The organism is Marinobacter sp. H13, from assembly GCF_059072335.1.
This window is the reverse complement of sequence record NZ_JCACRU010000001.1, coordinates 1972333-1991801: the sequence shown is the minus strand read 5'-3', so window position 1 is coordinate 1991801 and position 19469 is coordinate 1972333. Positions and strand designations below refer to the sequence as shown.

The following is a 19469-nucleotide window of genomic DNA, read 5'->3' as shown; positions in this document are numbered from 1 at the left end:
TGAATCCATCAACAAGGAGTTCTTTAATGGGCATCATTAACAGCGAGATCAAACCGTTCAACGCTACCGCCTTCAAAAACGGCGAGTTCGTTGAGATCAGCGAAGCAGACGTGAAAGGCAAGTGGGCGGTATTTTTCTTCTACCCGGCCGACTTCACTTTCGTGTGCCCGACTGAGCTGGGCGACGTGGCTGACAAGTACGAAGAGCTGCAGAAACTGGGCGTTGAAGTATTCTCCGTGTCTACCGACACGCACTTCACCCACAAGGCATGGCACAGCAGCTCCGAGACCATCGGTAAGATTAACTACTACATGGTTGGCGACCAGAACGGCACCATCACCAACAACTTTGGTGTGATGCGCGAAGGTCAGGGCCTGGCAGACCGCGCTACCTTCCTGATCGATCCGGACGGCGTTATCCAGGCCATGGAAATCACTGCTGAAGGTATCGGCCGTGACGCAGACGACCTGATGCGCAAAGTGAAAGCCGCCCAGTACGTTCGCAAGAACCCTGGCGAAGTATGCCCGGCCAAGTGGAAGGAAGGCGAAGAAACGCTGACTCCGTCACTGGACCTGGTTGGCAAGATCTAAGCTCTCCTGACGGAAAGCTTGGTTACAAAAAACCCCGGAAAATCCGGGGTTTTTTATGTCTGATGAAAAAGTGAGGTTCAAAGAGCCTCTAGGATGGTTTCGGCGCTGGTCTGGTCCAATCCCTGGGCGTCGATATTCAGCAGCTCGACCTTGCCGTCGTTCACGATCATGGCGTAGCGCTGGCTACGAATGCCCATGCCGTTCGCAGTCCGATCCTGGGTCAGATCCAGAGCCTTGGCGAACTCTGCCACGCCATCGGCCAGCATGACGATTTCTTCGGCGTTGTGGGCCTTGCCCCAGGCGTCCATTACAAACGCGTCGTTTACTGACGTGCAAACGATGCTGTCGATGCCCTTGGCCCGCAGTTTGTCGGCATTTACCACAAAACCGGGTAAATGGGCGGCTGAACAGGTGGGGGTAAACGCGCCGGGTACAGCAAACAGAACGGCTTTCTTGCCGGCAAAGAGTTCACTGGTACGGACTTTCTCAGGGCCTTTTTCGCCCATTACCTGAAGTTCGATGTCTGGCAGGGTATCACCCGGCTGAATTGGCATTGCTATGGTCTCCGCTGTTGTCCTTGTTGAAATAGTCGGCACCCCGGGCCTTGAGGCGATAGAACTCTTCAATTACGCCGGCCATCGCCTCGGCACAGTAGGGCCGCAGACCACTTAATACGAGCCGTTTGGTCACTTCGCCCACTGGTTTGTGATCGGCGGTCAGACGGTATTCCAGAAGAACGTTACCCCGTTTACCGGCTGCCTCCAGGGTGGCGTTGTGCAATTCCAGCCCGGGCGAGGGCAGATCCAGATTCTCCAGGGCCAGGCTCATGCTCTCGTACATCACCATGGGGCGATCAGGATTGAACATCACCCCGTTAGACTCCATCAAAGGTTTCAGGGTATGGGGGAAGTTCTTGCCGGAGGCCGCCACATAGGCACGGGTGATGGTCTCGATCAACTCCTCATCCCGGGTTGTCGCGCCGCTGCGGGCCACCTCGATATAGACTTTGCCGGCGTCGTCACAGACGTCAATGGTGTTTTCGGTTTCAACGAACTTGAGCGGCACATTCTCTCCAAGCAGGCTGCGGAACCGGAAGGTCATGTTCTCCGACAGCCCGAACCGGGCGAGCACAATGGCGAAAAGCAGGTCTCCTGGAACGCAGAAACGGCGGGCATCCGGGTCGTGGATGGGATTGAAATCCCCCGCGATTTCCTTGGCGAACTGGCTTGCCTGCAGGGCGGAAATTACGACGTGTCCGTCCTGGACGGAGTGGAAACGGTCTAGAAACATGCGTTGCCTATTCTGGATACCAGAGAATGATGTTGCGACGATATGACAACATCATACTGCGGCAGGCTTTCGGTGGATATGCGCTATTGGTCAAGCCCCGAGCAGCGGTGAATCTGGAGGTATAGCAAAGCCCTATCAAACAGTTTGGGTCAATTAATTTGAGCATTGAGTGGCGGGGCCGTATTGTTGCACCAACTCAACTTAACCACCGTATTTGATTCAAATACTTAGTTCCGAAATTTAAAGGAGAAGTCAGACTATGTTGGATGCCAATATCAAGGAACAGCTCAAGGCCTACATGGACAAGCTGCAGCAGCCGATTGAGCTGGTTGCGGCCTATGACGACAGCAAGAAGTCCCAGGAACTCCGGGAGCTGCTGGAAGAGCTGGAGCCGATGTCTTCCAAGATCAGTCTCCGCACTGAAGAATCCAATGACGTGCGTCGTCCGTCCTTCGCCATCAACCGAGTAGGCACCGATATTGGCGTTCGCTTTGCGGGCATCCCCATGGGCCACGAGTTTACTTCCCTGGTCCTGGCCCTGCTGCAGGTGGGTGGTCATCCCTCCAAGGCGTCCCAGGATGTGATCGAGCAGATCCAGTCTCTGGAAGGCCGGTTCGAGTTTGAAACCTACTTCTCGCTGTCCTGCCAGAACTGCCCGGACGTGGTTCAGGCCCTGAACCTGATGAGCGTGTTGAACCCGAACATCACGAACACCTCTATCGATGGGGCCCTGTTCCAGGATGAAGTGGAGCAGCGCGAAGTCATGGCGGTTCCCAGCGTTTACATGAACGGTGAGCCCTGGGGCCAGGGCCGTATGACCCTGGAAGAAATTGTTGCCAAGCTGGACACCAGCTCCAGCGAGAAAGACGCCGAGAAAATCAATCAGAAAGACGCCTTTGAGGTCCTGATCATTGGTGGCGGCCCGGCTGGCGCTTCTGCTGCTATCTACGCTGCGCGGAAGGGCATTTCCACCGGCATCGCGGCCGAGCGTTTCGGTGGCCAGGTGGCTGACACCATGGGCATTGAGAACCTGATTTCCGTACCCTACACCGAGGGTCCGAAACTGGTGGCGGCCATGGAGCAAAACGTCAAGGAATACGACGTGGATATCATGAACATGCAGCGCGCGGAGAAGCTGATCCCGGCGTCACGCCCGGGCATGCTCCACCAGGTAAGGTTGGAAAACGGTGCCACTCTCAAAGCGCGCAGCCTGGTGCTGTCCACCGGTGCCCGCTGGCGCCAGATGGGCGTTCCGGGAGAGGAAGAGTACCGCAACAAGGGTGTGGCCTACTGCCCGCACTGCGACGGCCCCCTGTTCAAGGGCAAGCGCGTGGCGGTAATCGGTGGAGGTAACTCCGGTGTCGAGGCAGCCATCGATCTGGCCGGTATCGTGGGCCATGTAACCCTGATCGAATTCGGTGCCGAGATGCGTGCTGATGAGGTGTTGCAGAAGAAACTGCGGAGTCTGAAGAACGTGGAGATCATCACGTCAGGACAGACCACCGAGATTACCGGGGAGAATGGCAAGGTCAACGGTCTGAATTACACCGACCGCAACTCCGGTGAGCAGCATCACATCTCCCTGGAAGGTGTGTTTGTACAGATCGGCCTGGTGCCCAACACCGAATGGCTGAAGGGTGACATCGAACTCAGCCAGCACGGCGAGATCATCGTTAACGACCGCAACGAAACCTCCATTCCGGGCGTTTTTGCAGCGGGCGACGCGACGACCGTGCCTTACAAGCAGATCGTGATCTCCATGGGCGAAGGTTCCAAAGCCGCCCTCAGCGCCTTTGACTTCCTGATCCGCAATTCTGTGGACGAGAGCGAAGACGAAGCGGCGTAATCGACTTAACGCCGCCTGATGAGAGAGAAAGGCACCGGAGCAATCCGGTGCTTTTTTCGTTTCCGCTGAACATTCCCTCCCGAACTGAGACATTGGTTACGGATCTAGGCTTGTCTGTTACACGACAGCTCGGTAGCTTAGGCCCCGCGAAAGCGAACGTTGCCAGATCGTCCAGAGGGTTGTTCATTACATGAAGTCCTTTCCAGCCCGCTTCCTCATCGGTTTCCTGCTCCTGTTTACAGTTCCTTTGGCAGACGCCGGCACCCGACCAAGCGTTGTTTTTCTTTCCCCGGACGACTCCCGGTTCTGGCAACTGGTGGCCGGTTTCATGGAGGCAGTAGCGGAGGATCTCGAGGTAGACCTGGAGGTTCAGTACGATCGGGAGAGTCATCGATTCAGCTATCTTCGCATGGCGAAGGACGTATTGGCCCGCGAAGAAAAGCCCGACTATCTGCTTTTCATGTGCAAGGAGCATGTTACCGAATCCATGCTCAGGCTCGCGGATGGGGCCGGTGTAAAGACGTTTACCTTCAATACCGATGTGCCTGACGCCGCTCGAGCCAGCATCGGTATGCCCCGAAGTGTCTTGTCGGGCTGGCTCGGCCATCTTTCGCCGGACAATATTGCCGCCGGCCGTTCTCTGGTAACGCTGCTGGGCAAACAGGCCGAACAATTGGGGCTGGCCTCCGGCCCCAGTATTCCCATGGTCGCCCTCTCGGGAACCCTTGATTCCTCTGCCACCAAGGACAGGAATGGAGGGTTGCTGGCGGCTGCAATCCAGCAGCGCAGCGAGCTTATGCAACTGGTGTATGCCAACTGGAGCGGCACGCTGGCCCGTGAAAAAACGGAGGTCCTGCTGAAGCGCTATCCGAATACTGTCTCAATCTGGAGCGCGAGTGATGGCATGGCACTGGGCGCGATTGAAGCCGCTCGAAATGCCGGCCGGACGCCGGGCAAAGATCTGTTGGTGGGCGGCGTAGACTGGGAACCTGAGGCCCTGGAAAGTATCCGGCAGGGGGAGTTACTGGTCAGTCTGGGCCGACATTTCATGGGCGGTGGACTTGCCTTGCTCCTGCTGCATGATTATCACCATGGCCAGGATTTCGGAGATATGTCACCGGACTATGTTTTCCGCTACAAGCTGGAACCTGCAACCCGTGAAAATGTTGAGCGGGTGCAGCGCATTATGGACTCGAAGAATTGGAGCGCCATTGATTTTAGGCGCTTCAGCCGCATTGGTGAGACTGAGACCGGGAAAACAGTGCCCGATTCTGATGCCGTGCTGGATGCGATCAGTGGGGCGCTGGCAGGGCAGAGAGCAGACACCGTAGCGAGGAGAGAATAAGGTCTTCCTGGATTCGAGCAGGCTCTAGGGGCTCGATATATCCTGCACCAGACTGCCTTTCGGAGCTTCAGGCTCCTCTTCTTCGGCAAAGAGATGACTGTAGGCCGCCCGGACACCAGAGACGATAAACTCATGGGGCACGTCGTCGAACAGGCCGTGGTCGTTCACATATTCCATGTGCGCGTGGCCATCCTCGGTGTACTCCTGGAACATGGAATCGTGCACCCCATCGAATTCCAGCGGCTCCACCTTCATCAGCTCGCACAGTTGCCGATTGAACGCCGGCGTCGCCTTCACCCATTGGCCATTCAGGAACAGCTCGATATACCCGTGCATACGGAAAATGTCCGACCGCAGCCATTCGATCAGTTTCGGGCTTGAGAGATGGTTGCGTACATCGGCCAGGCCGAGGCGGCTGGGAACGCCAATCGAGCGAGCTGCCGCGCCCAGGAGAACCGCCTTTGGGATGCAGTAGGTTTCGCCGCTTTCCAGAGCGTAGCTGGCACTGAACGTGTTGGCATCGGTCCGGAATACGTAGGGGTTGTAGCTGATGCTGTCACGAACAGCGAGATAGAGCGCCTTGATCTGCTCCACCGGCTCATCAGGAACTCCCTCCAGCTCTGACTCGATCCAGGCCTGCAGCCGGGGATGGTCATAGTCAAAAAAAGCGGTGGGCTGGAGATAGCGTTCCATAGTCATCAGTCCGGTCTCGGGATCAGACTCTGATCGTGCTCAATTGGCAATGCACAGGCAATGGCGGTTTCCGCCAGAACGATTGGGGAAAGTGCTCAGAGCATGGGGTTTGCAGTCTAAAGGTCCCGCATTAATTCGTAGGTGCACATATTCACCGCTGAGGCCAGGTTCAGGGACTCGATCTGCCCCTGGCCTTGAATGCTGTACGACACCGCCTTCAATTGATTGAGGGCCTCCCGCGGCACGCCCCGGGCCTCGTTGCCGAACAGATAACAGTCGTGTTCCCTGAAGCCCCGGGATGCCATCGAACCGCCATTGAGGTCGAGGCAGGCCAGGCTCTGGTATCGGTCGGGAAGGCTTGTCAGAGCAACGTCGGTTTCAAGAGGGACGTGAAAGAGCGCCCCCATGCTGGCTCGCACTACCTTCGGGTTGAAGGGGTCGACACTGCCCGGGCTCAGCAGACATCGGAAACCGCCGAACCAGGCGAGGGTGCGCAGTATCGTACCGAGGTTGCCGGGGTCCTGAACCTCATGCAGGTAAATCGTTTTTTCGCCGGGCACCGGTTCCGCCGGGCGCTCCGGCATGGGCACCACCGCCAGAATCCCCTGGGGTGTTCGGGTGTCGGCGAGCTGTGCCATCTGGCGATCGCTGATGACATGGGTTCTGAACGGGCTCTGCCAGTGCTCATAGGCTCCGGTGACGTAAAGTTCCGAGGCCGTCAGAGCGGGTTGGCGGTCGGCGGCTTTCTGCAGCTCGAGAACCAGGTGTTCGCCCTCAACCAGATAGTGGCCAAACGACTGCCGGTACTTTTTCTGGTGCAGCTTTTTGATGTCGGCCAGGTTCACGAGCGCGCTCTCCCGTCAGGTGGGCGTGGTGGGTTCTGAAAAATCACAGAATTCAGGCAGGATTGTACGTGTGGCCGTCCCGGTTGTCAGGATTTTGCCGCCGCCCGGCGCGGCACGTACAATTGAAATTTGGCTTTCCCGTTGTGAAGAGACCCCATGGCCCGATCCAAAAGCAGTAACCGCTGGCTTGAAGAGCACGTCAACGACCCTTTCGTGAAACAGGCGCAGGTGGATGGCTACCGCTCGCGGGCCAGTTACAAGCTTCTTGAAATCAACAAGAAGGACCGGCTGATCCACCCCAATATGGTGGTGGTGGATCTGGGCTCTGCACCTGGCGGCTGGTCTCAGGTGGCGGCCAAACTGGTGGGCCATAAGGGCCGTGTCATTGCCTCAGATATCCTCCCCATGGACGCCATTGCCGGCGTCGATTTCATTCAGGGCGATTTCACTGAGAACGACGTGTTCGAGTCGATCATGGCCACCCTGGGTGATGACCCGGTGGACGTGGTGATTTCCGACATGGCTCCGAACATCAGCGGCGTGACCGTGGCCGACCAGGCCTCGTCCATGTATCTCGTCGAACTGGCCCTGGACATGGCAAGCCAGGTGCTCAAGCCCAAGGGCAGCTTCCTGGCCAAGGTGTTCCAGGGCGAAGGGTACGATGAGTACCTGAAATCGGTCCGCGCTGTCTTCGACAAGGTTGTGGTGCGAAAGCCGGATTCCTCCCGCTCCCGCTCCCGGGAAGTCTACATTCTCGGCAAGGGCTTCAAGGGCTGATTCAGCCTGCAGCCCTGTCGAATCCCTGCATGACGTTCACCGCATTCACGCCGATGGCGTCGACGTCGTAACCGCCTTCCATGGTAAATACCGTTGGTAGTCCAAGCCGGGCGAGACGTTGGCCCAGGGTCAGATAATCGCCGGAGGTCAGCTTGAAGAACGAAATCGGGTCCTCTTCGAAAGTATCGACACCCAGGGCAACGACCAGGGCGTCTGGCTGGAATGATTGGATCCGCTCGCAGGCGGTTTCCAGACCCTGACTCCAGACACTGTAGGGCGTGTTTGGCGGGTAAACCATGTTCAGGTTGTAGCCCTCACCGGCGCCCTCGCCAATCTCGTCTTCAAAGCCCAGAAAATGGGGAAACACCAGATCCGGATCGCCATGCAGGCTGATGGTCAGCACGTCGTTGCGATCATAGAAGATTGCCTGGGTGCCGTTGCCGTGGTGGAAGTCCACATCCAGCACCGCGACCTTGCCATAGCCCTGGTCACGAAAGGCCTGGGCCACGATGGCGGCATTGTTGAAAAAGCAGTAGCCTCCGAACACATCGGCATGGGCGTGATGACCGGGTGGCCGGCACAGGCCGAAGGCGGCGCGCTCGCCTTTGGCCACCAGTTTCTGGGCGGTCAGAGCCACATTGGCGGATGCCCGGGCGGCTTCCCAGGTACCATCGGAAATCGAGGTATCGGCGCCGAGACTGTAATAGCCGAGTCGACCGTCAATGTCCTGCGGTAACCGGGCGCGCATGCCGCGGCCAACCCAAAAGGTGGGGATGGCCTCGCCGGGTTTACCAGCCGCCACCCAGTCCTCCCAGCAGGTTTCCAGGAAAGTCACATACTCGGCCGTGTGCACCCGTTTGACGGGTTCCAGACCAAATTCTTCCGGTTCCAGAATCTCTCCAAGGGCCTGATCCTTCACCCGTGCCAGGATGGTTTCGGCACGGGAAGGCTTCTCGTGGGGCTCGATCAGCAGTCCGCCGTCCAGTTCGGTTTTGACATCTCGGCGGCTGTGCAGGGGAGAGAATACGGTTTTCATGGTCGGGGACAGTCCTGGCTCAAAGGTGCGAATTACTTTGGCACACGGTGCTCCGTGGCTCAGTTCCGGTAATTATGTCAGGCTGAAGCCTTTTCCGGGGAGAAGGCATTTCCGTTATGGCAACAAACAGATACACCGTTGAACAATGACTGAATTTATCGCGAATATGACCCTCGCCGAGGGGCTGGGCCAGGTTTGTGGTCTGATTGCGCTGGGTTTCTGCATTGCCGGCTTCGTCAACAAGAACGACGACCGGCTGATGGTGCTGCTGATTTCCGCCAACGTTGCCTTTGCCCTGATGTTTGCGTTTTTCGAGAGCTGGACGGCATCGGCACTGACGGTACTGGTGATCCTGCGCATTACCCTGGCCCGCAAATACCAGGGCAACTGGCCCATCATGCTGGGCATGCTGGCGGTCAATCTGGTGGTCGCCTGGGCGACCTGGAAATCGATCACCGACGTGTTCCCCCTGGCTGCCGCGGTTTTCGGCACCGTTGGCATGTTCATGCTCCGGGGTATTCCCCTGCGTATCATCCTTGGACTGGCAGCACTGGCCTGGATGCTCAACAACATCGTGATCGGCTCCCTGGGTGGTACCCTGGCCGAGGGCATGGTGCTGGTCACCAACATCATCACCATCATCAGGCTCTATCGGCTGCAGAAGAAATACCCCGATTTCACCCCGGGTAGTTGACCGGGTTTACCGGACCGATGGACTTTTACCTTGTGATTGACTTAAACCGCTGGAGGCCGGCACCACTTTGGCCAATTTCCGGGCTGTCCTGCCTGAGCTATCTTGATTCCAGGCCATTGATTATAAAAAGCGGACTGGAATCCGAGAGGACGGGCAATGAGTAACCAGCATTTCGATGTACTGATCATCGGCGCCGGCGTTTCCGGCATTGGCATGGCGTGTCACCTGAAACATGAATGCCCCGGGAAGTCATTTGCCATCCTTGAGCGCCGTCAGTCCCTGGGTGGCACCTGGGACCTGTTCCGTTACCCGGGTATCCGCTCGGATTCCGACATGTTCACCTTCGGCTACAACTTCCGCCCCTGGACCGGTGGCAAGGTGCTGGCGGATGGTGCGTCGATCAAGAATTATGTGGCGGAGACCGCGAGGGAACACGACGTTGAGCGCCACATTCGCTTTGGCCTGGCCGTCAAAACGGCGGACTGGTCGGGCGTCGACAAATGCTGGAAGCTCACGGCCCTGAACGAAGAAACCGGGGAAACCGAGCACTACACCGCCAACTTCATGGTCGGGTGTACCGGCTACTACAATTATGATCAGGGCTACAAACCGGACTTCCCCGGCGAAAGTGATTTCCGTGGCCAGATTGTGCACCCGCAGCACTGGCCGGAGGATCTCGACTATACGGGCAAGAAGGTGGTGGTCATTGGCAGCGGCGCAACCGCGATCACCCTGGTGCCGACCATGGCGGAGAAGGCCGCGCATGTAACCATGCTCCAACGCTCACCCACCTATCTGATGCCGTTGCCCTCCACCGACAAGCTGACTCTGGCCCTGCAGAAAATATTGCCCGAGAAAACCGCCTACCGGCTGACCCGGGCCCGGAATATTGCCATCTCCCGTTTTCTATACCAGCGTTCCAGAAAGAGCCCGCAGTTCATGCGTCGGCTTTTCCTGAGCATTATCAAGCGCAAGGTTGGCGACACCGCCGACATGCGGCATTTCACCCCCGATTACAATCCCTGGGACCAGCGCCTGTGTGTGGTGAAAGACGGGGATCTTTTCCAGGCCATGAAAGCGGGCAAGGCCGCCATCGCCACGGATCATATTGATCGCTTCACGGAAACCGGCATCCACCTGAAATCCGGCGAGGAACTCGCGGCCGACATCATCATTCCGGCAACCGGCCTGGATATCCAGATGCTGGGAGGTATCCGACCGACGGTGGATGGTGAAGAAGTGGTGATGAAAGACAAAGTCATCTACAAGAACGTGATGGTGGAGGGCGTGCCCAATGCCGGCATGATTTTCGGCTACACCAACATCTCCTGGACCCTGAAGGTGGATATTGCCGCCGAGTATCTGTGCCGGCTGATGAACCTCATGGACAAGCGGGGCTATCGCACCGTGGTGGCACGGGACACCGAAAACAGTCGCGGCGACGACACCGTCCTGGGGTCCCTCAATGCCGGCTACATCAACCGCGCCGCTGATCGTCTCCCCCGCCAGGGTACCCACGGGCCCTGGAAGTCGTCCCAGAATTACCTGGAAGATGTGAAAATCCTGCGCTTTGAGCCAATTGAGGATGGCTACCTGGAATTCGACGGCAAGCGGACCCACGCAAGCCAAAAAGAATCCGGTGGTTTCCTGCGGCCTTTGCGCTCGGCCCTGTTTGGGACCTGATCATTCAAAGGCCGAACGTATGACGTCCCGGTAGTTGCGGATGCGCTGCACGTAGTGCACCGGCTCGTAGCCACGGGCGTACCCGTAACGGGTGCTGGGGTAGTATCGCTTGTCAGCCTTGAGGGGTAAAACCTCGGTCATTTCCTGCCAGGAGTCCGGATTCTTGTTCAGGGTCCGGGCCAGCGCACGGGCATCCAGCAGATGGCCCCGGCCGATGTTGTAGCTGGCCAGCGCCAGGAAGGTGCGGTCTGGCTCCGGAATGGTCTCTGGCAGGCGGCGGTGCCGGTCGGCCAGGTAACGTGCTCCGCCATCAATGGCAGCCTCCGGGTCCAGCCGGTTGGTCACACCCAGTGATTCGGCGGTTCGTCGGGTCAGCATCATGATGCCCCGGACGCCGGTGGGAGATTTTGCTGCCGGGTCCCAATGGGACTCCTGGTAAGACAGGGCGGCCAGAAGGTCTGCGGGCATCCCGGTTTTGGCCTCGGCTTCCCGGAATTCATCAATGAACTCGGGTAGCCGATCCTCAATCCGACGGTTCAGTGCCCGCAGATCGACAAAATCGAAATCACCGATGTAGGAATAGTAGCGGTTTTCCATCAGGCCGATGGCTTCATCGCCATCCACGCTGTTCATCCACTCGTGGGCATCCGAGCCAAGATCTTCCGAGCCCATGGGCAGGTACCAGCCCAGATTCCGGCCTTCTGTGAGCGTCATTGCCACTTCCAGATGCGGGAAGTGCCGGCGCATTACCTGAACAATGTTGGAATCGGCCACGGTGCAGCCGACGTCCTGTTCCGCGACATCCGAGAGAATCACTTCTGTGGTGCGGTCTGCATCTTCCCGAAACCCGATGCCCGGGTGTTGCTCATTGAGCTTGTTCAGGGTTTCGGCATAGCTGGAGCCGGCAGTCACGACAATATCGGTGCCCGGGATGTCTTCGGGCTTCCGGGGCATGGGGCGTGCATCGCGATGGCAGACCAGTTGTTCGGTAATCTCGGTGTGGGCCGGGCCCCGGGCGAAACGCTCATCCCGGGAGGCCAGGTGGGTCAGCCCGGCTGCCGCCAGGTGGGTATTGCCGGATTCCAGCGCAGCCAGAACTTCGCTGGTGGATTCCAGCATGGTCCATTCCACCTCCCAGCCACGCTGTTCGGCGTAGGCGCTGATCAGCGCATGCTCGGGACCGACAGGATTTTCGTGGCGATCCAGGTAATAGGTGGTGGAGCCATTGCGGGTGGCGACCTTGAGAGTCCCGGTTTCCGACGGTGGTTTGAGCTCTGCTGTCGGCTGTGTTGTCGTCTGTTGGCTGTTATTTTCACTGCAGCCGGCGAATACGAGCGGCAGGATCAGAATGCCGGGGGCGAACTTCCATCGGGACATAGCGAGGAATTCCCTGTCTTTTAGGATGATTTCTAAGTATTAACGCGTATCTCCTGTAAACCTTACTCCTGAATTCCGGAATTGGATCCCTTTTTGGGCCAACAGGACCAATGAGGATCTCAAGTATCCTGCCAGTGGAGAATGTGTCAGGCTTACCGACCCTTCTTAATTTACAGATTACAGGCGACCGTTGTATGGCCTCCGGTAGAAAAAGTAGAAAACGCGCTCTCTGGCATCCCGCTTTCTGGGGGGCCTGGGCTCTGGTCTTCCTGCTCTGGCTGTTGTCGTTCCTGCCCATGGGGCTGAAGCAGCGCTTTGGTCGATGGCTGGGCAGGCTGCTTTCCAGAAAAATGCGATCCCGTGCCAGGGTTGCCGACGCCAATCTCGCCGCCTGCATGCCGGATCTGGATGAAGCAACCCGTCGCCAACTGGTTGAGGATGCCTTCGTGGCCTCGGCGCGTGGCGTTCTGGAAAGCGTTCATGCCTGGTGGCGGGATATGACTCCCTATTGCGAAACCGCCTCGGTATATGGCACCGAGCACCTTGAAGAAGCGAAACGACGCGGCAAGGGTGTGCTGCTGATCGGTGGTCACTACAGTATTTTCGATTTTGCACTGCCCTTGATTGCCTGCAAGCTCGATAAGCCGGGTTACATGTATCGCCCCAACAACAACCCGGTGATCGACCGTATGATCGAACGCGGCCGCCGACGCCATTTTGGTATCCGGCCCTTCACCAAGCGTCAGATCAGACCCATGTTGTCGTTTCTTAAGGAAGGGGGGCAGGTCTGGTTCGCCTGTGATCAGGATTTCGGCAACAAGTCGGAGGTGTTTGTGCCCTTTTTCGGGGTCAGTGCCGGCTGTATTACGTCGCCGAGCTACATTGCCCGGGAATCCGGCGCCGCCGTTATCTGTGTGAGTCACCTGCGAATGCCCGATGGCAGTTACCGGGTGGTGTTCTCTCCGATTCAGGAGTCCTTCGGCGAACATCCGGAACAGGACGCCAAAGTCTGGAACCGGTTTATTGAGGCCACCGTTCGTGAGCAGCCCGATCAGTATCTGTGGCTGCACAAGCGCTTCAAGAGCAGGCCAGAAGGTGCGGCAGCGATCTACTGAAGCGTTTGCATGCGTGAGGCCCGCTGCTGTTCTATCCTGAAATCTTCAGCAAAGGCTCAGGAGGATACTATGCGCTGCACTCTCAGACTGGTTCTCGTGGCATCAACCCTGTTGTTCGCCACGCTCACTCATGCCGCAGATGGACTGATCGCGGTGAAAAGCAGTCACGATGTCAAAGCGACGGCGGACAAACTCGAGTCTGTGCTGAAGGAGAAAGGCATGACGGTCATGGCCCGGGTTAATCATCAGCAGGGCGCGGAAAAAGCCGGGCTGGCGTTGCGTCCGACCGAAGTGGTTATTTTCGGCAACCCCAAAGTCGGCACGCCACTGATGCAGTGCGCTCAGAGTGTGGCCATTGACCTGCCCCAGAAAGCCCTGATCTGGGAGGATGCCAACGGTGAGGTATGGCTGGGGTACAACGATCCGCAATACCTGAAGGGCCGCCATGACATCGAAGGATGCGATGAGGTGCTCGATAAAGTGAGTGGCGCATTGGGGAATTTTGCCAAAGCGGCCACTCAATAGATAAAACTCAGGCCACTATCGGGAAATCGAGCCAGGTTCATTCCTCGGGTGTACGGATCTGTTCCAGGCCTCTTGCCAGTGTTGCCCGTGACAGTTCGCCCATGTGGGAATCGATTAATTGGCCCTGGGCATTGTAGAAAAGCGTGGTTGGTAAGCCATTGCTGCCCACCGCCCGGGCCAGCTGAGCCTGATCGTCCCGGTACAGATTGTTCAGGTTCAGACGGTTTTCCTCAAGAAAGGAACGGATGGTTTCCGGCTGTTCCCTCTGGTTGGCAAACACAAAGGCGACATCCTGGTAGATATGCTGGGCCTCCTCCAGCACCGGCATTTCGCGAATACAGGGCGGGCACCAGGTGGCCCAGAGGTTCACGACCAGGGGTTGGCCGGGAGCCAGCCGGGACAGGTTGATCACTTCACCATTGAGCGAGCGCAGGGCCACGTCCGGCATACTGCGGGCCTGCTGTTCGATCAGTGTAATGGTGCCTGCGGTACCGGCCCAGAACAGGGCGCCCGTTAACGCGGCGGTAGCCAGCGGCTTGCGTTGTGCTCTCCTGCGCCACATCAGAAAGCCGGTGAAGATGATGGCGCCTATGACACCCCAGAGCACATCGAAACCGCCGTCACGGATATCAATGATGCCCAGCAGGTCGTTCTGGTAATGCTCGAAATAGCTGATTACGAAACCGATCCGGGCGCTCAGCATCGCGACTACAAAGATATCGGCCACCGATCCGGCTACCGGCACCCGATATTTGCGGCCCAGCACCCCTCCAACCAGCAGAGCCAGGCCGAAGGCGATAACCAGGAGAAGATGGCCGATGGACAGGCTCACTGGGCCGATACTGACGCTCATTCTGACAAATCCCTGTGTGGTTCGGTTTCGTAAAGGCAGTCTGACTCGAAGATGCAATCCAGGTTCCTTCGGATGCTTATTATAATCACCTATGGCTAATTGGCCGGGGCTCTGTTAATGTGCCCGCATCCTGCCTCTAGGGATTCCGCAGTTTAAGGCTTTAAGCCCGTGCGACCTTTCCATACGACCTGTCAGAGGACGTCACCCCGATAACGGCGCGTGACCGTAGTCGTCTTTTATTCCATGAATGTTCATGGCATCTGCCCGCATTCACCGAGAACGGTGGTCGTGGAGGCAGAATAATCAAGAGTTGATCCAATATGAGTTTTTCTTCACTCGGTTTGTCCGAGCAGCTGGTCCGTGCCACGTCTGACCAGGGTTATGAAACCCCGTCTCCCATTCAGGCCCAGGCCATTCCCGCCGTGCTTTCTGGCCGGGACGTTATGGCTGCTGCCCAGACCGGTACCGGCAAAACCGCCGGTTTTACCTTGCCCTTGCTGCAGCGTCTGGGTGAAAACCCGCGCACCGGCAAAGGCCCCCGCGCGCTGATCCTGACGCCCACCCGTGAACTGGCGGCACAGGTTCACGACAGCGTGAATCTTTACAGCAAATACGTTCCTACCAAGGCCGCGGTGGTTTTCGGTGGTGTGAAAATCAATCCGCAGATGATGAAGCTGCGCAAAGGCCTGGACGTGCTGGTGGCAACACCGGGCCGCCTGATGGACCTGTATCAGCAGAACGCTGTGCGCTTCAACGAAGTGGAAATCCTGGTGCTGGACGAAGCCGACCGCATGCTGGATATGGGCTTTATTCGCGACATCCGCAAGATTCTTGCGCTGCTGCCAGCCAAGCGCCAGAACCTGTTGTTCTCCGCCACCTTCTCGAACGAGATCCGGACTCTGGCCGAAGGTCTGCTGGATAACCCGGTTCAGGTTGAAGTGGCGGCTCGAAACACCTCTGCCGAAAACATCAAGCAGTCTGTCTACCCGGTGGATCAGAGCCAGAAAACCGCCCTGCTGAGCAAGCTGGTGCGTGACAACAGCTGGGACCAGGTGCTGGTGTTTACCCGCACCAAGCACGGTGCCAACCGTCTGACCCAGAAACTGGAGAAGGACGGTATTACCGCTGCTGCCATTCACGGCAACAAGTCGCAGGGTGCCCGCACCCGCGCGCTGGCGGACTTCAAGGCTGGCGAAGTGCGTGTGCTGGTGGCAACGGATATCGCTGCTCGTGGTCTGGACATCAAGCAGCTGCCCCAGGTGGTGAACTTCGAACTGCCCAACGTGCCGGAAGACTATGTGCATCGTATTGGTCGCACCGGCCGTGCCGGTGAAAGTGGTCACGCCCTGTCACTGGTCAGTGCCGATGAAGGCAAAATGCTCGCCGGTATCGAAAGACTGATTAAGAAGCAGCTGCCGCGCACGGAAGTGGAAGGCTTTGAGCCTACCAACAACCTGCCGCTGAAACCGAAAGCCAAGGCCGATCCCAGCCGCGCCCGTACCCGCAGTAGTAACGGTGGTGGCAATGGCCGGCCCGGAGGCAAGCCGAAAAGCTTTGGGGACAAGCCAGGTGGCCGCAGTGGTGGCCGGAGCCAGAATGGCGGTGGTCAGCGAAGCCGCTCAGCCCAGCGCCAGAGTGCCTGAGGCAGGTCAGGACAGTTCAGGAAGGCGGGGCAGGTGCTCCGCCTTCCTGTTTCTGGCGGACAAAAAAAAGGCGGGGCCGGAGGGCCCCGCACAGGAGAACGCACCTTCCGCCAGCCAACAGACCGTGGCGACTGACGGAGGCACGGGGATCAAAACTTGTAGGACAGGCCTACCATGTAGACCCAGGGGTCGATATCAACGTCAATGGTGCTGGTGTCTGCTTTAGTGTTGCCAGCGTAGGCGTTGATGGTGGCCTCGGTATCGATGTCTGCGTACCAGATAGCGGCGTTTACACCGATGTTGTCTGTGACCATGTAATCCAGGCCAATCTCAGCTGCCAAGCCAAAGCTGTCATCCAGTTCGATGTCGGTGCGGTCCACGCCTGAGGCGAGTGTTGCATAGGTATCGGTCAGAGTCTGGGTGGTTTTCTCTTCAAAGAAGTTGGTGTAGTTCACGCCAACGCCAACATAAGGCTGGAACTTGCTGCCACTTGGCATCGGGAAGTATTGCAGCGTGATGGTTGGCGGCAGTTGCTTGGTTTCGGCCAGTTTGCCGGCGCCACCCAGAATGGATCCATCACCTTCAATGTTGTGCTTGAACGGCGTCGCGCCCAGAATACCCAGAGCAATCTGATCAGTGAACATATAGCTCACGGTCAGGCCCAACTGAGTGTTGGAATCAACGCTAACCTTGGCGCCGTCAAGCTCACCAAGAGCATTGGAGTTCAAATTGCTGCTGGAGGAATCCGGATCAACAGTCACCACGCCAACGCGGCCAATAAAATCACCAGCTTCGTACGCTTGAACAGCCGGCGCCGCAGCCATAACCGCTGCAGCCAGAACACCAAGTTTAAATGTGCGGGACATATCCATCTCCTTAACCTGAATCGTTGATGGCTTCAGATTAGTGGCAGCGGAGAAAGGAAACTTGATTTAGCGCAAGATTGGCCGGGCAGGGGGGCTGGTTTGATCGCAAGATTGACGTAGCTCAAGAAATCGGGCGGTGCCGCGATTACTGCGGAGAGTCAGGCGGAGGTCTTTTGCCTTCGGGCAGACTCTCGTCCGGTACGAACACATCCCGGATGCTCAGGGGGTTGCCATCGGCATTCTGGACTTCCACCGTGTGAATAGGGCGGCCGGTGGCACGGTCGCGCAGGTCCAGGGGTGTCTGGTCCGGGGCGGGATTCCACTTGTCGCCCCACTGGCGCAGGGCAATCACCACCGGGAACAGATCCCGGCCTTTCTCAGTCAAGCGGTATTCAAAGCGGGAGCCGTGTTCGCCCACATCCACCTTGCGCAACACCTCGTTATCCACCAGCCGGGCCAGACGATCGCAGAGGATATTCTTGGCAATGCCCAGTTCCTGCTGGAAGTCCACGAACCGGCGGGTGCCATACATGGCGTGTAGTACGATCAGCAGGGACCACCAGTCACCCACTTCATTGAGGGCACGGGCGACGGAGCAACTGGAGTCATCAAAACGTTTTCTGGCCATGGTGGGAGTGTACTGAATAGGGTTGCATTTTAAAACCAGATTCAATATGGTTGCTTAACGAAACCAAACTAGTAAGGTTGCACATTACCATGAGCATGAATCTTGGCCCGCTTTTCGAACCGTTTGAACTTCACAACCTCAAGCTGCGTAACCGGGTGGCGATGGCACCGATGACCCGCAACTTCTCGCCTGATGGTGTGCCGGGTGAGGATGTTGTGGCCTATTATCAGCGCCGCGCCGAAGCCGGCGTTGGTCTGATCATTACCGAAGGCACTACAGTAAATCACCCCGCCGCCAGTGGTTATCCCAATGTGCCGGCATTTCATGGTTCCGACGCCCTTCAAGGCTGGAAAAACGTTGTTGATGCCGTGCACGAAGCCGGTGGAGCCATTTTCCCGCAACTCTGGCACGTTGGCGCCGTCCGGAAGGAAGGCACACCTCCGGATCCTTCGGTGCCCGGTTACAGCCCATCCGGTCTGTTTGGCCCTGGCAAGCCCAACGGCAAAGCCATGACCAAAGAGGATATTGAGGACGTGGTCACCGCCTTTGCCGATGCCGCCCAGGATGCCAAAGCCCTCGGTTTTGATGGTGTCGAGATCCACGGTGCCCATGGCTACCTGCTGGACCAGTTCCTGTGGGAAGGCACCAACCAGCGGGACGATGAATACGGCGGCTCTATGGAAAACCGCCTGCGCTTTGTGGTCGAAATCGTTGAGGCGGTGCGCCATCGCGTCGGGCCTGATTTCCCGATCATGCTGCGGTTCTCCCAGTGGAAGCAGCAGGATTACGAAGCCAAACTGGTGAACAGCCCTGAGGAACTCGAACGGTTCCTGAAGCCACTGGTGGAAGCCGGTGTGGACATTTTCCACGCCTCTACCCGCCGGTTCTGGGAGCCGGAGTTTGAAGGCTCGGATCTGAACCTCGCAGGTTGGACCCAGAAGCTTTCCGGCAAGCCGACCATGTCCGTGGGCAGTGTCGGGCTGACCGAAGATTTCATCAGCGGCACCTTTGCCAGCAAGCAGGAAGCGGTTGAGAAAGCCGGGATCGATGAGCTGGTGGAGCGGATGAATAACCACGAGTTCGAGCTGATTGCCGTTGGTCGGGCACTTCTGCAGGATCCCGAATGGCTGATCAAGGTGAAAGAAGGCCGGTTGAACGAAGTCGAATCCTTCGCCAAGAAGTCCCTCGCCAAACTGTATTGATTATCCCCTTCGATCGGACGATCGACCTGCCGCAGCGCCTCCCGGCCTGCGGCTTTTTTGTTTCCGGAAACCTGTCGTCTTCGTAATCGCGTCTGCTCAGAGACACGTTATGATGGGTGAAATTCACCCGAATATGAGGGATACGTATGTCGATGATTGGTTCGGTTAAAACGTTGTGCGTGGCTCTGGTGATGGCGGCCATGGTGGGCTGTGCGACTGTCGGCAAAGACTTCGCCACCCACAATGTGGACCAGATCCAGATTGGTGAAACCACGCGGGCCGATATCCAGGAGATGTTCGGCGAGCCGTGGCGCACCGGGATCGAAGACGGCAAACGCACCTGGACCTATGGCAAGTACAAGTGGTCTGCCTTCGGTGAAGCGGAAACCACCGACCTGGTGGTGCGGTTCAACCAGGACGGCACCGTGTCGTCCTACGTGTACAACACCACCGAATAACTC

20 protein-coding genes are annotated in these 19469 nt (G+C 57.8%); 11 read left to right on the top strand and 9 right to left on the bottom strand.

All coding sequences use genetic code 11. The features are described from left to right. Positions 1 to 26: 26 nt before the first annotated feature. Positions 27 to 590 (top strand): alkyl hydroperoxide reductase subunit C, encoded by a 564-nt coding sequence (gene ahpC, locus AC5JQH_RS09260; RefSeq protein ID WP_008172630.1) that lies wholly within the window; start codon positions 27 to 29, stop codon positions 588 to 590. Between the two features lie 77 nt (positions 591 to 667). On the opposite strand, the gene AC5JQH_RS09255 is transcribed toward ahpC, so the two are convergent. Next, the gene (locus AC5JQH_RS09255; RefSeq protein ID WP_008172631.1) at positions 668 to 1144 is read right to left on the bottom strand and encodes a peroxiredoxin; all 477 of its coding nucleotides are present in this window, start codon (positions 1142 to 1144) and stop codon (positions 668 to 670) included. Further along, the gene (locus tag AC5JQH_RS09250; protein WP_008172632.1) at positions 1125 to 1880 is read right to left on the bottom strand and encodes a DUF3581 domain-containing protein; all 756 of its coding nucleotides are present in this window, start codon (positions 1878 to 1880) and stop codon (positions 1125 to 1127) included. Before AC5JQH_RS09250 ends, AC5JQH_RS09255 begins: the two co-directional genes overlap by 20 nt. A gap of 259 nt (positions 1881 to 2139) precedes the next feature. Here AC5JQH_RS09250 and ahpF point away from each other — a divergent pair, with 259 nt between their 5' ends. Both ahpF and AC5JQH_RS09240 read left to right on the top strand, forming a co-directional pair. Then, positions 2140 to 3726, top strand: a complete 1587-nt coding sequence (ahpF, locus tag AC5JQH_RS09245; protein ID WP_092030701.1) for an alkyl hydroperoxide reductase subunit F — start codon at positions 2140 to 2142, stop codon at positions 3724 to 3726. 190 nt (positions 3727 to 3916) lie between these two features. After that, a complete protein-coding gene (locus tag AC5JQH_RS09240) occupies positions 3917 to 5071 on the top strand; it encodes an ABC transporter substrate-binding protein (protein WP_092030703.1) in 1155 nt (384 codons plus the stop codon). A gap of 24 nt (positions 5072 to 5095) precedes the next feature. On the opposite strand, the gene AC5JQH_RS09235 is transcribed toward AC5JQH_RS09240, so the two are convergent. Together AC5JQH_RS09235 and AC5JQH_RS09230 are read right to left on the bottom strand one after the other, a co-directional pair. Beyond that, on the bottom strand, positions 5096 to 5764 hold the full coding sequence (locus tag AC5JQH_RS09235) for a transglutaminase-like domain-containing protein (protein WP_008172637.1): 669 nt from the start codon (positions 5762 to 5764) through the stop codon (positions 5096 to 5098). A 116-nt stretch (positions 5765 to 5880) separates the two neighbouring features. Further along, entirely contained in the window at positions 5881 to 6609 is a 729-nt protein-coding gene (locus AC5JQH_RS09230) for a TrmH family RNA methyltransferase (RefSeq protein WP_092030706.1), read from the bottom strand. 156 nt (positions 6610 to 6765) lie between these two features. On the opposite strand from AC5JQH_RS09230, the gene rlmE reads away from it, so the two are divergent. Continuing rightward, the gene (gene rlmE, locus AC5JQH_RS09225) at positions 6766 to 7386 is read left to right on the top strand and encodes a 23S rRNA (uridine(2552)-2'-O)-methyltransferase RlmE (RefSeq protein ID WP_014578767.1); all 621 of its coding nucleotides are present in this window, start codon (positions 6766 to 6768) and stop codon (positions 7384 to 7386) included. A gap of 1 nt (position 7387) precedes the next feature. Here rlmE and AC5JQH_RS09220 read toward each other — a convergent pair whose 3' ends face one another. Then, positions 7388 to 8422: a histone deacetylase family protein gene (locus AC5JQH_RS09220; RefSeq protein WP_491713912.1), complete on the bottom strand. Its 1035-nt coding sequence runs from the start codon at positions 8420 to 8422 to the stop codon at positions 7388 to 7390. A gap of 145 nt (positions 8423 to 8567) precedes the next feature. Here AC5JQH_RS09220 and AC5JQH_RS09215 point away from each other — a divergent pair, with 145 nt between their 5' ends. Then, on the top strand, positions 8568 to 9116 hold the full coding sequence (locus AC5JQH_RS09215; RefSeq protein WP_288367438.1) for a YgjV family protein: 549 nt from the start codon (positions 8568 to 8570) through the stop codon (positions 9114 to 9116). 156 nt (positions 9117 to 9272) lie between these two features. After that, complete coding sequence (locus AC5JQH_RS09210) at positions 9273 to 10799, top strand: flavin-containing monooxygenase (RefSeq protein ID WP_493791768.1); 1527 nt, start codon at positions 9273 to 9275, stop codon at positions 10797 to 10799. On the opposite strand, the gene mltF is transcribed toward AC5JQH_RS09210, so the two are convergent. Next, positions 10800 to 12176: a membrane-bound lytic murein transglycosylase MltF gene (gene mltF / locus AC5JQH_RS09205; protein WP_104270944.1), complete on the bottom strand. Its 1377-nt coding sequence runs from the start codon at positions 12174 to 12176 to the stop codon at positions 10800 to 10802. It abuts the gene before it with no gap. Positions 12177 to 12370: 194 nt separating this feature from the next. Between mltF and AC5JQH_RS09200 the strand changes: the two genes are divergently transcribed. Then, positions 12371 to 13291 (top strand): lysophospholipid acyltransferase family protein, encoded by a 921-nt coding sequence (locus AC5JQH_RS09200; RefSeq protein ID WP_493805508.1) that lies wholly within the window; start codon positions 12371 to 12373, stop codon positions 13289 to 13291. A 69-nt stretch (positions 13292 to 13360) separates the two neighbouring features. Beyond that, the gene (locus AC5JQH_RS09195) at positions 13361 to 13816 is read left to right on the top strand and encodes a DUF302 domain-containing protein (RefSeq protein ID WP_008172654.1); all 456 of its coding nucleotides are present in this window, start codon (positions 13361 to 13363) and stop codon (positions 13814 to 13816) included. 37 nt (positions 13817 to 13853) lie between these two features. On the opposite strand, the gene AC5JQH_RS09190 is transcribed toward AC5JQH_RS09195, so the two are convergent. Further along, complete coding sequence (locus tag AC5JQH_RS09190; RefSeq protein WP_008172657.1) at positions 13854 to 14669, bottom strand: TlpA disulfide reductase family protein; 816 nt, start codon at positions 14667 to 14669, stop codon at positions 13854 to 13856. A 320-nt stretch (positions 14670 to 14989) separates the two neighbouring features. Between AC5JQH_RS09190 and AC5JQH_RS09185 the strand changes: the two genes are divergently transcribed. Continuing rightward, on the top strand, positions 14990 to 16312 hold the full coding sequence (locus AC5JQH_RS09185) for a DEAD/DEAH box helicase (RefSeq protein WP_008172658.1): 1323 nt from the start codon (positions 14990 to 14992) through the stop codon (positions 16310 to 16312). 149 nt (positions 16313 to 16461) lie between these two features. Here the strand turns inward: AC5JQH_RS09185 and AC5JQH_RS09180 are convergent, their stop codons facing one another. Together AC5JQH_RS09180 and AC5JQH_RS09175 are read right to left on the bottom strand one after the other, a co-directional pair. Then, a complete protein-coding gene (locus AC5JQH_RS09180) occupies positions 16462 to 17178 on the bottom strand; it encodes an OmpW/AlkL family protein (protein WP_008172661.1) in 717 nt (238 codons plus the stop codon). A 145-nt stretch (positions 17179 to 17323) separates the two neighbouring features. Continuing rightward, positions 17324 to 17806 carry a winged helix-turn-helix transcriptional regulator gene (locus AC5JQH_RS09175; protein WP_008172663.1) on the bottom strand — a complete coding sequence of 161 codons (483 nt, stop codon included), beginning with the start codon at positions 17804 to 17806 and terminating at the stop codon, positions 17324 to 17326. Between the two features lie 89 nt (positions 17807 to 17895). On the opposite strand from AC5JQH_RS09175, the gene AC5JQH_RS09170 reads away from it, so the two are divergent. Both AC5JQH_RS09170 and bamE read left to right on the top strand, forming a co-directional pair. Continuing rightward, a complete protein-coding gene (locus AC5JQH_RS09170) occupies positions 17896 to 19008 on the top strand; it encodes an NADH:flavin oxidoreductase (protein WP_008172665.1) in 1113 nt (370 codons plus the stop codon). A 152-nt stretch (positions 19009 to 19160) separates the two neighbouring features. Next, on the top strand, positions 19161 to 19466 hold the full coding sequence (gene bamE, locus AC5JQH_RS09165) for an outer membrane protein assembly factor BamE domain-containing protein (RefSeq protein WP_053113314.1): 306 nt from the start codon (positions 19161 to 19163) through the stop codon (positions 19464 to 19466). The last annotated feature ends 3 nt before the right edge of the window (positions 19467 to 19469 follow it).

Bases quoted from the DNA above. Each gene is read 5' to 3' on its own strand.
- ahpC (WP_008172630.1), top strand. From the start codon at position 27: ATGGGCATCATTAACAGCGAGATCAAACCGTTCAACGCTACCGCCTTC.
- AC5JQH_RS09255 (WP_008172631.1), bottom strand. From the start codon at position 1,144: ATGCCAATTCAGCCGGGTGATACCCTGCCAGACATCGAACTTCAGGTA.
- AC5JQH_RS09250 (WP_008172632.1), bottom strand. From the start codon at position 1,880: ATGTTTCTAGACCGTTTCCACTCCGTCCAGGACGGACACGTCGTAATT.
- ahpF (WP_092030701.1), top strand. From the start codon at position 2,140: ATGTTGGATGCCAATATCAAGGAACAGCTCAAGGCCTACATGGACAAG.
- AC5JQH_RS09240 (WP_092030703.1), top strand. From the start codon at position 3,917: ATGAAGTCCTTTCCAGCCCGCTTCCTCATCGGTTTCCTGCTCCTGTTT.
- AC5JQH_RS09235 (WP_008172637.1), bottom strand. From the start codon at position 5,764: ATGGAACGCTATCTCCAGCCCACCGCTTTTTTTGACTATGACCATCCC.
- rlmE (WP_014578767.1), top strand. From the start codon at position 6,766: ATGGCCCGATCCAAAAGCAGTAACCGCTGGCTTGAAGAGCACGTCAAC.
- AC5JQH_RS09220 (WP_491713912.1), bottom strand. From the start codon at position 8,422: ATGAAAACCGTATTCTCTCCCCTGCACAGCCGCCGAGATGTCAAAACC.
- AC5JQH_RS09215 (WP_288367438.1), top strand. From the start codon at position 8,568: ATGACTGAATTTATCGCGAATATGACCCTCGCCGAGGGGCTGGGCCAG.
- AC5JQH_RS09210 (WP_493791768.1), top strand. From the start codon at position 9,273: ATGAGTAACCAGCATTTCGATGTACTGATCATCGGCGCCGGCGTTTCC.
- mltF (WP_104270944.1), bottom strand. From the start codon at position 12,176: ATGTCCCGATGGAAGTTCGCCCCCGGCATTCTGATCCTGCCGCTCGTA.
- AC5JQH_RS09200 (WP_493805508.1), top strand. From the start codon at position 12,371: ATGGCCTCCGGTAGAAAAAGTAGAAAACGCGCTCTCTGGCATCCCGCT.
- AC5JQH_RS09195 (WP_008172654.1), top strand. From the start codon at position 13,361: ATGCGCTGCACTCTCAGACTGGTTCTCGTGGCATCAACCCTGTTGTTC.
- AC5JQH_RS09190 (WP_008172657.1), bottom strand. From the start codon at position 14,669: ATGAGCGTCAGTATCGGCCCAGTGAGCCTGTCCATCGGCCATCTTCTC.
- AC5JQH_RS09185 (WP_008172658.1), top strand. From the start codon at position 14,990: ATGAGTTTTTCTTCACTCGGTTTGTCCGAGCAGCTGGTCCGTGCCACG.
- AC5JQH_RS09180 (WP_008172661.1), bottom strand. From the start codon at position 17,178: ATGTCCCGCACATTTAAACTTGGTGTTCTGGCTGCAGCGGTTATGGCT.
- AC5JQH_RS09175 (WP_008172663.1), bottom strand. From the start codon at position 17,806: ATGGCCAGAAAACGTTTTGATGACTCCAGTTGCTCCGTCGCCCGTGCC.
- AC5JQH_RS09170 (WP_008172665.1), top strand. From the start codon at position 17,896: ATGAGCATGAATCTTGGCCCGCTTTTCGAACCGTTTGAACTTCACAAC.
- bamE (WP_053113314.1), top strand. From the start codon at position 19,161: ATGATTGGTTCGGTTAAAACGTTGTGCGTGGCTCTGGTGATGGCGGCC.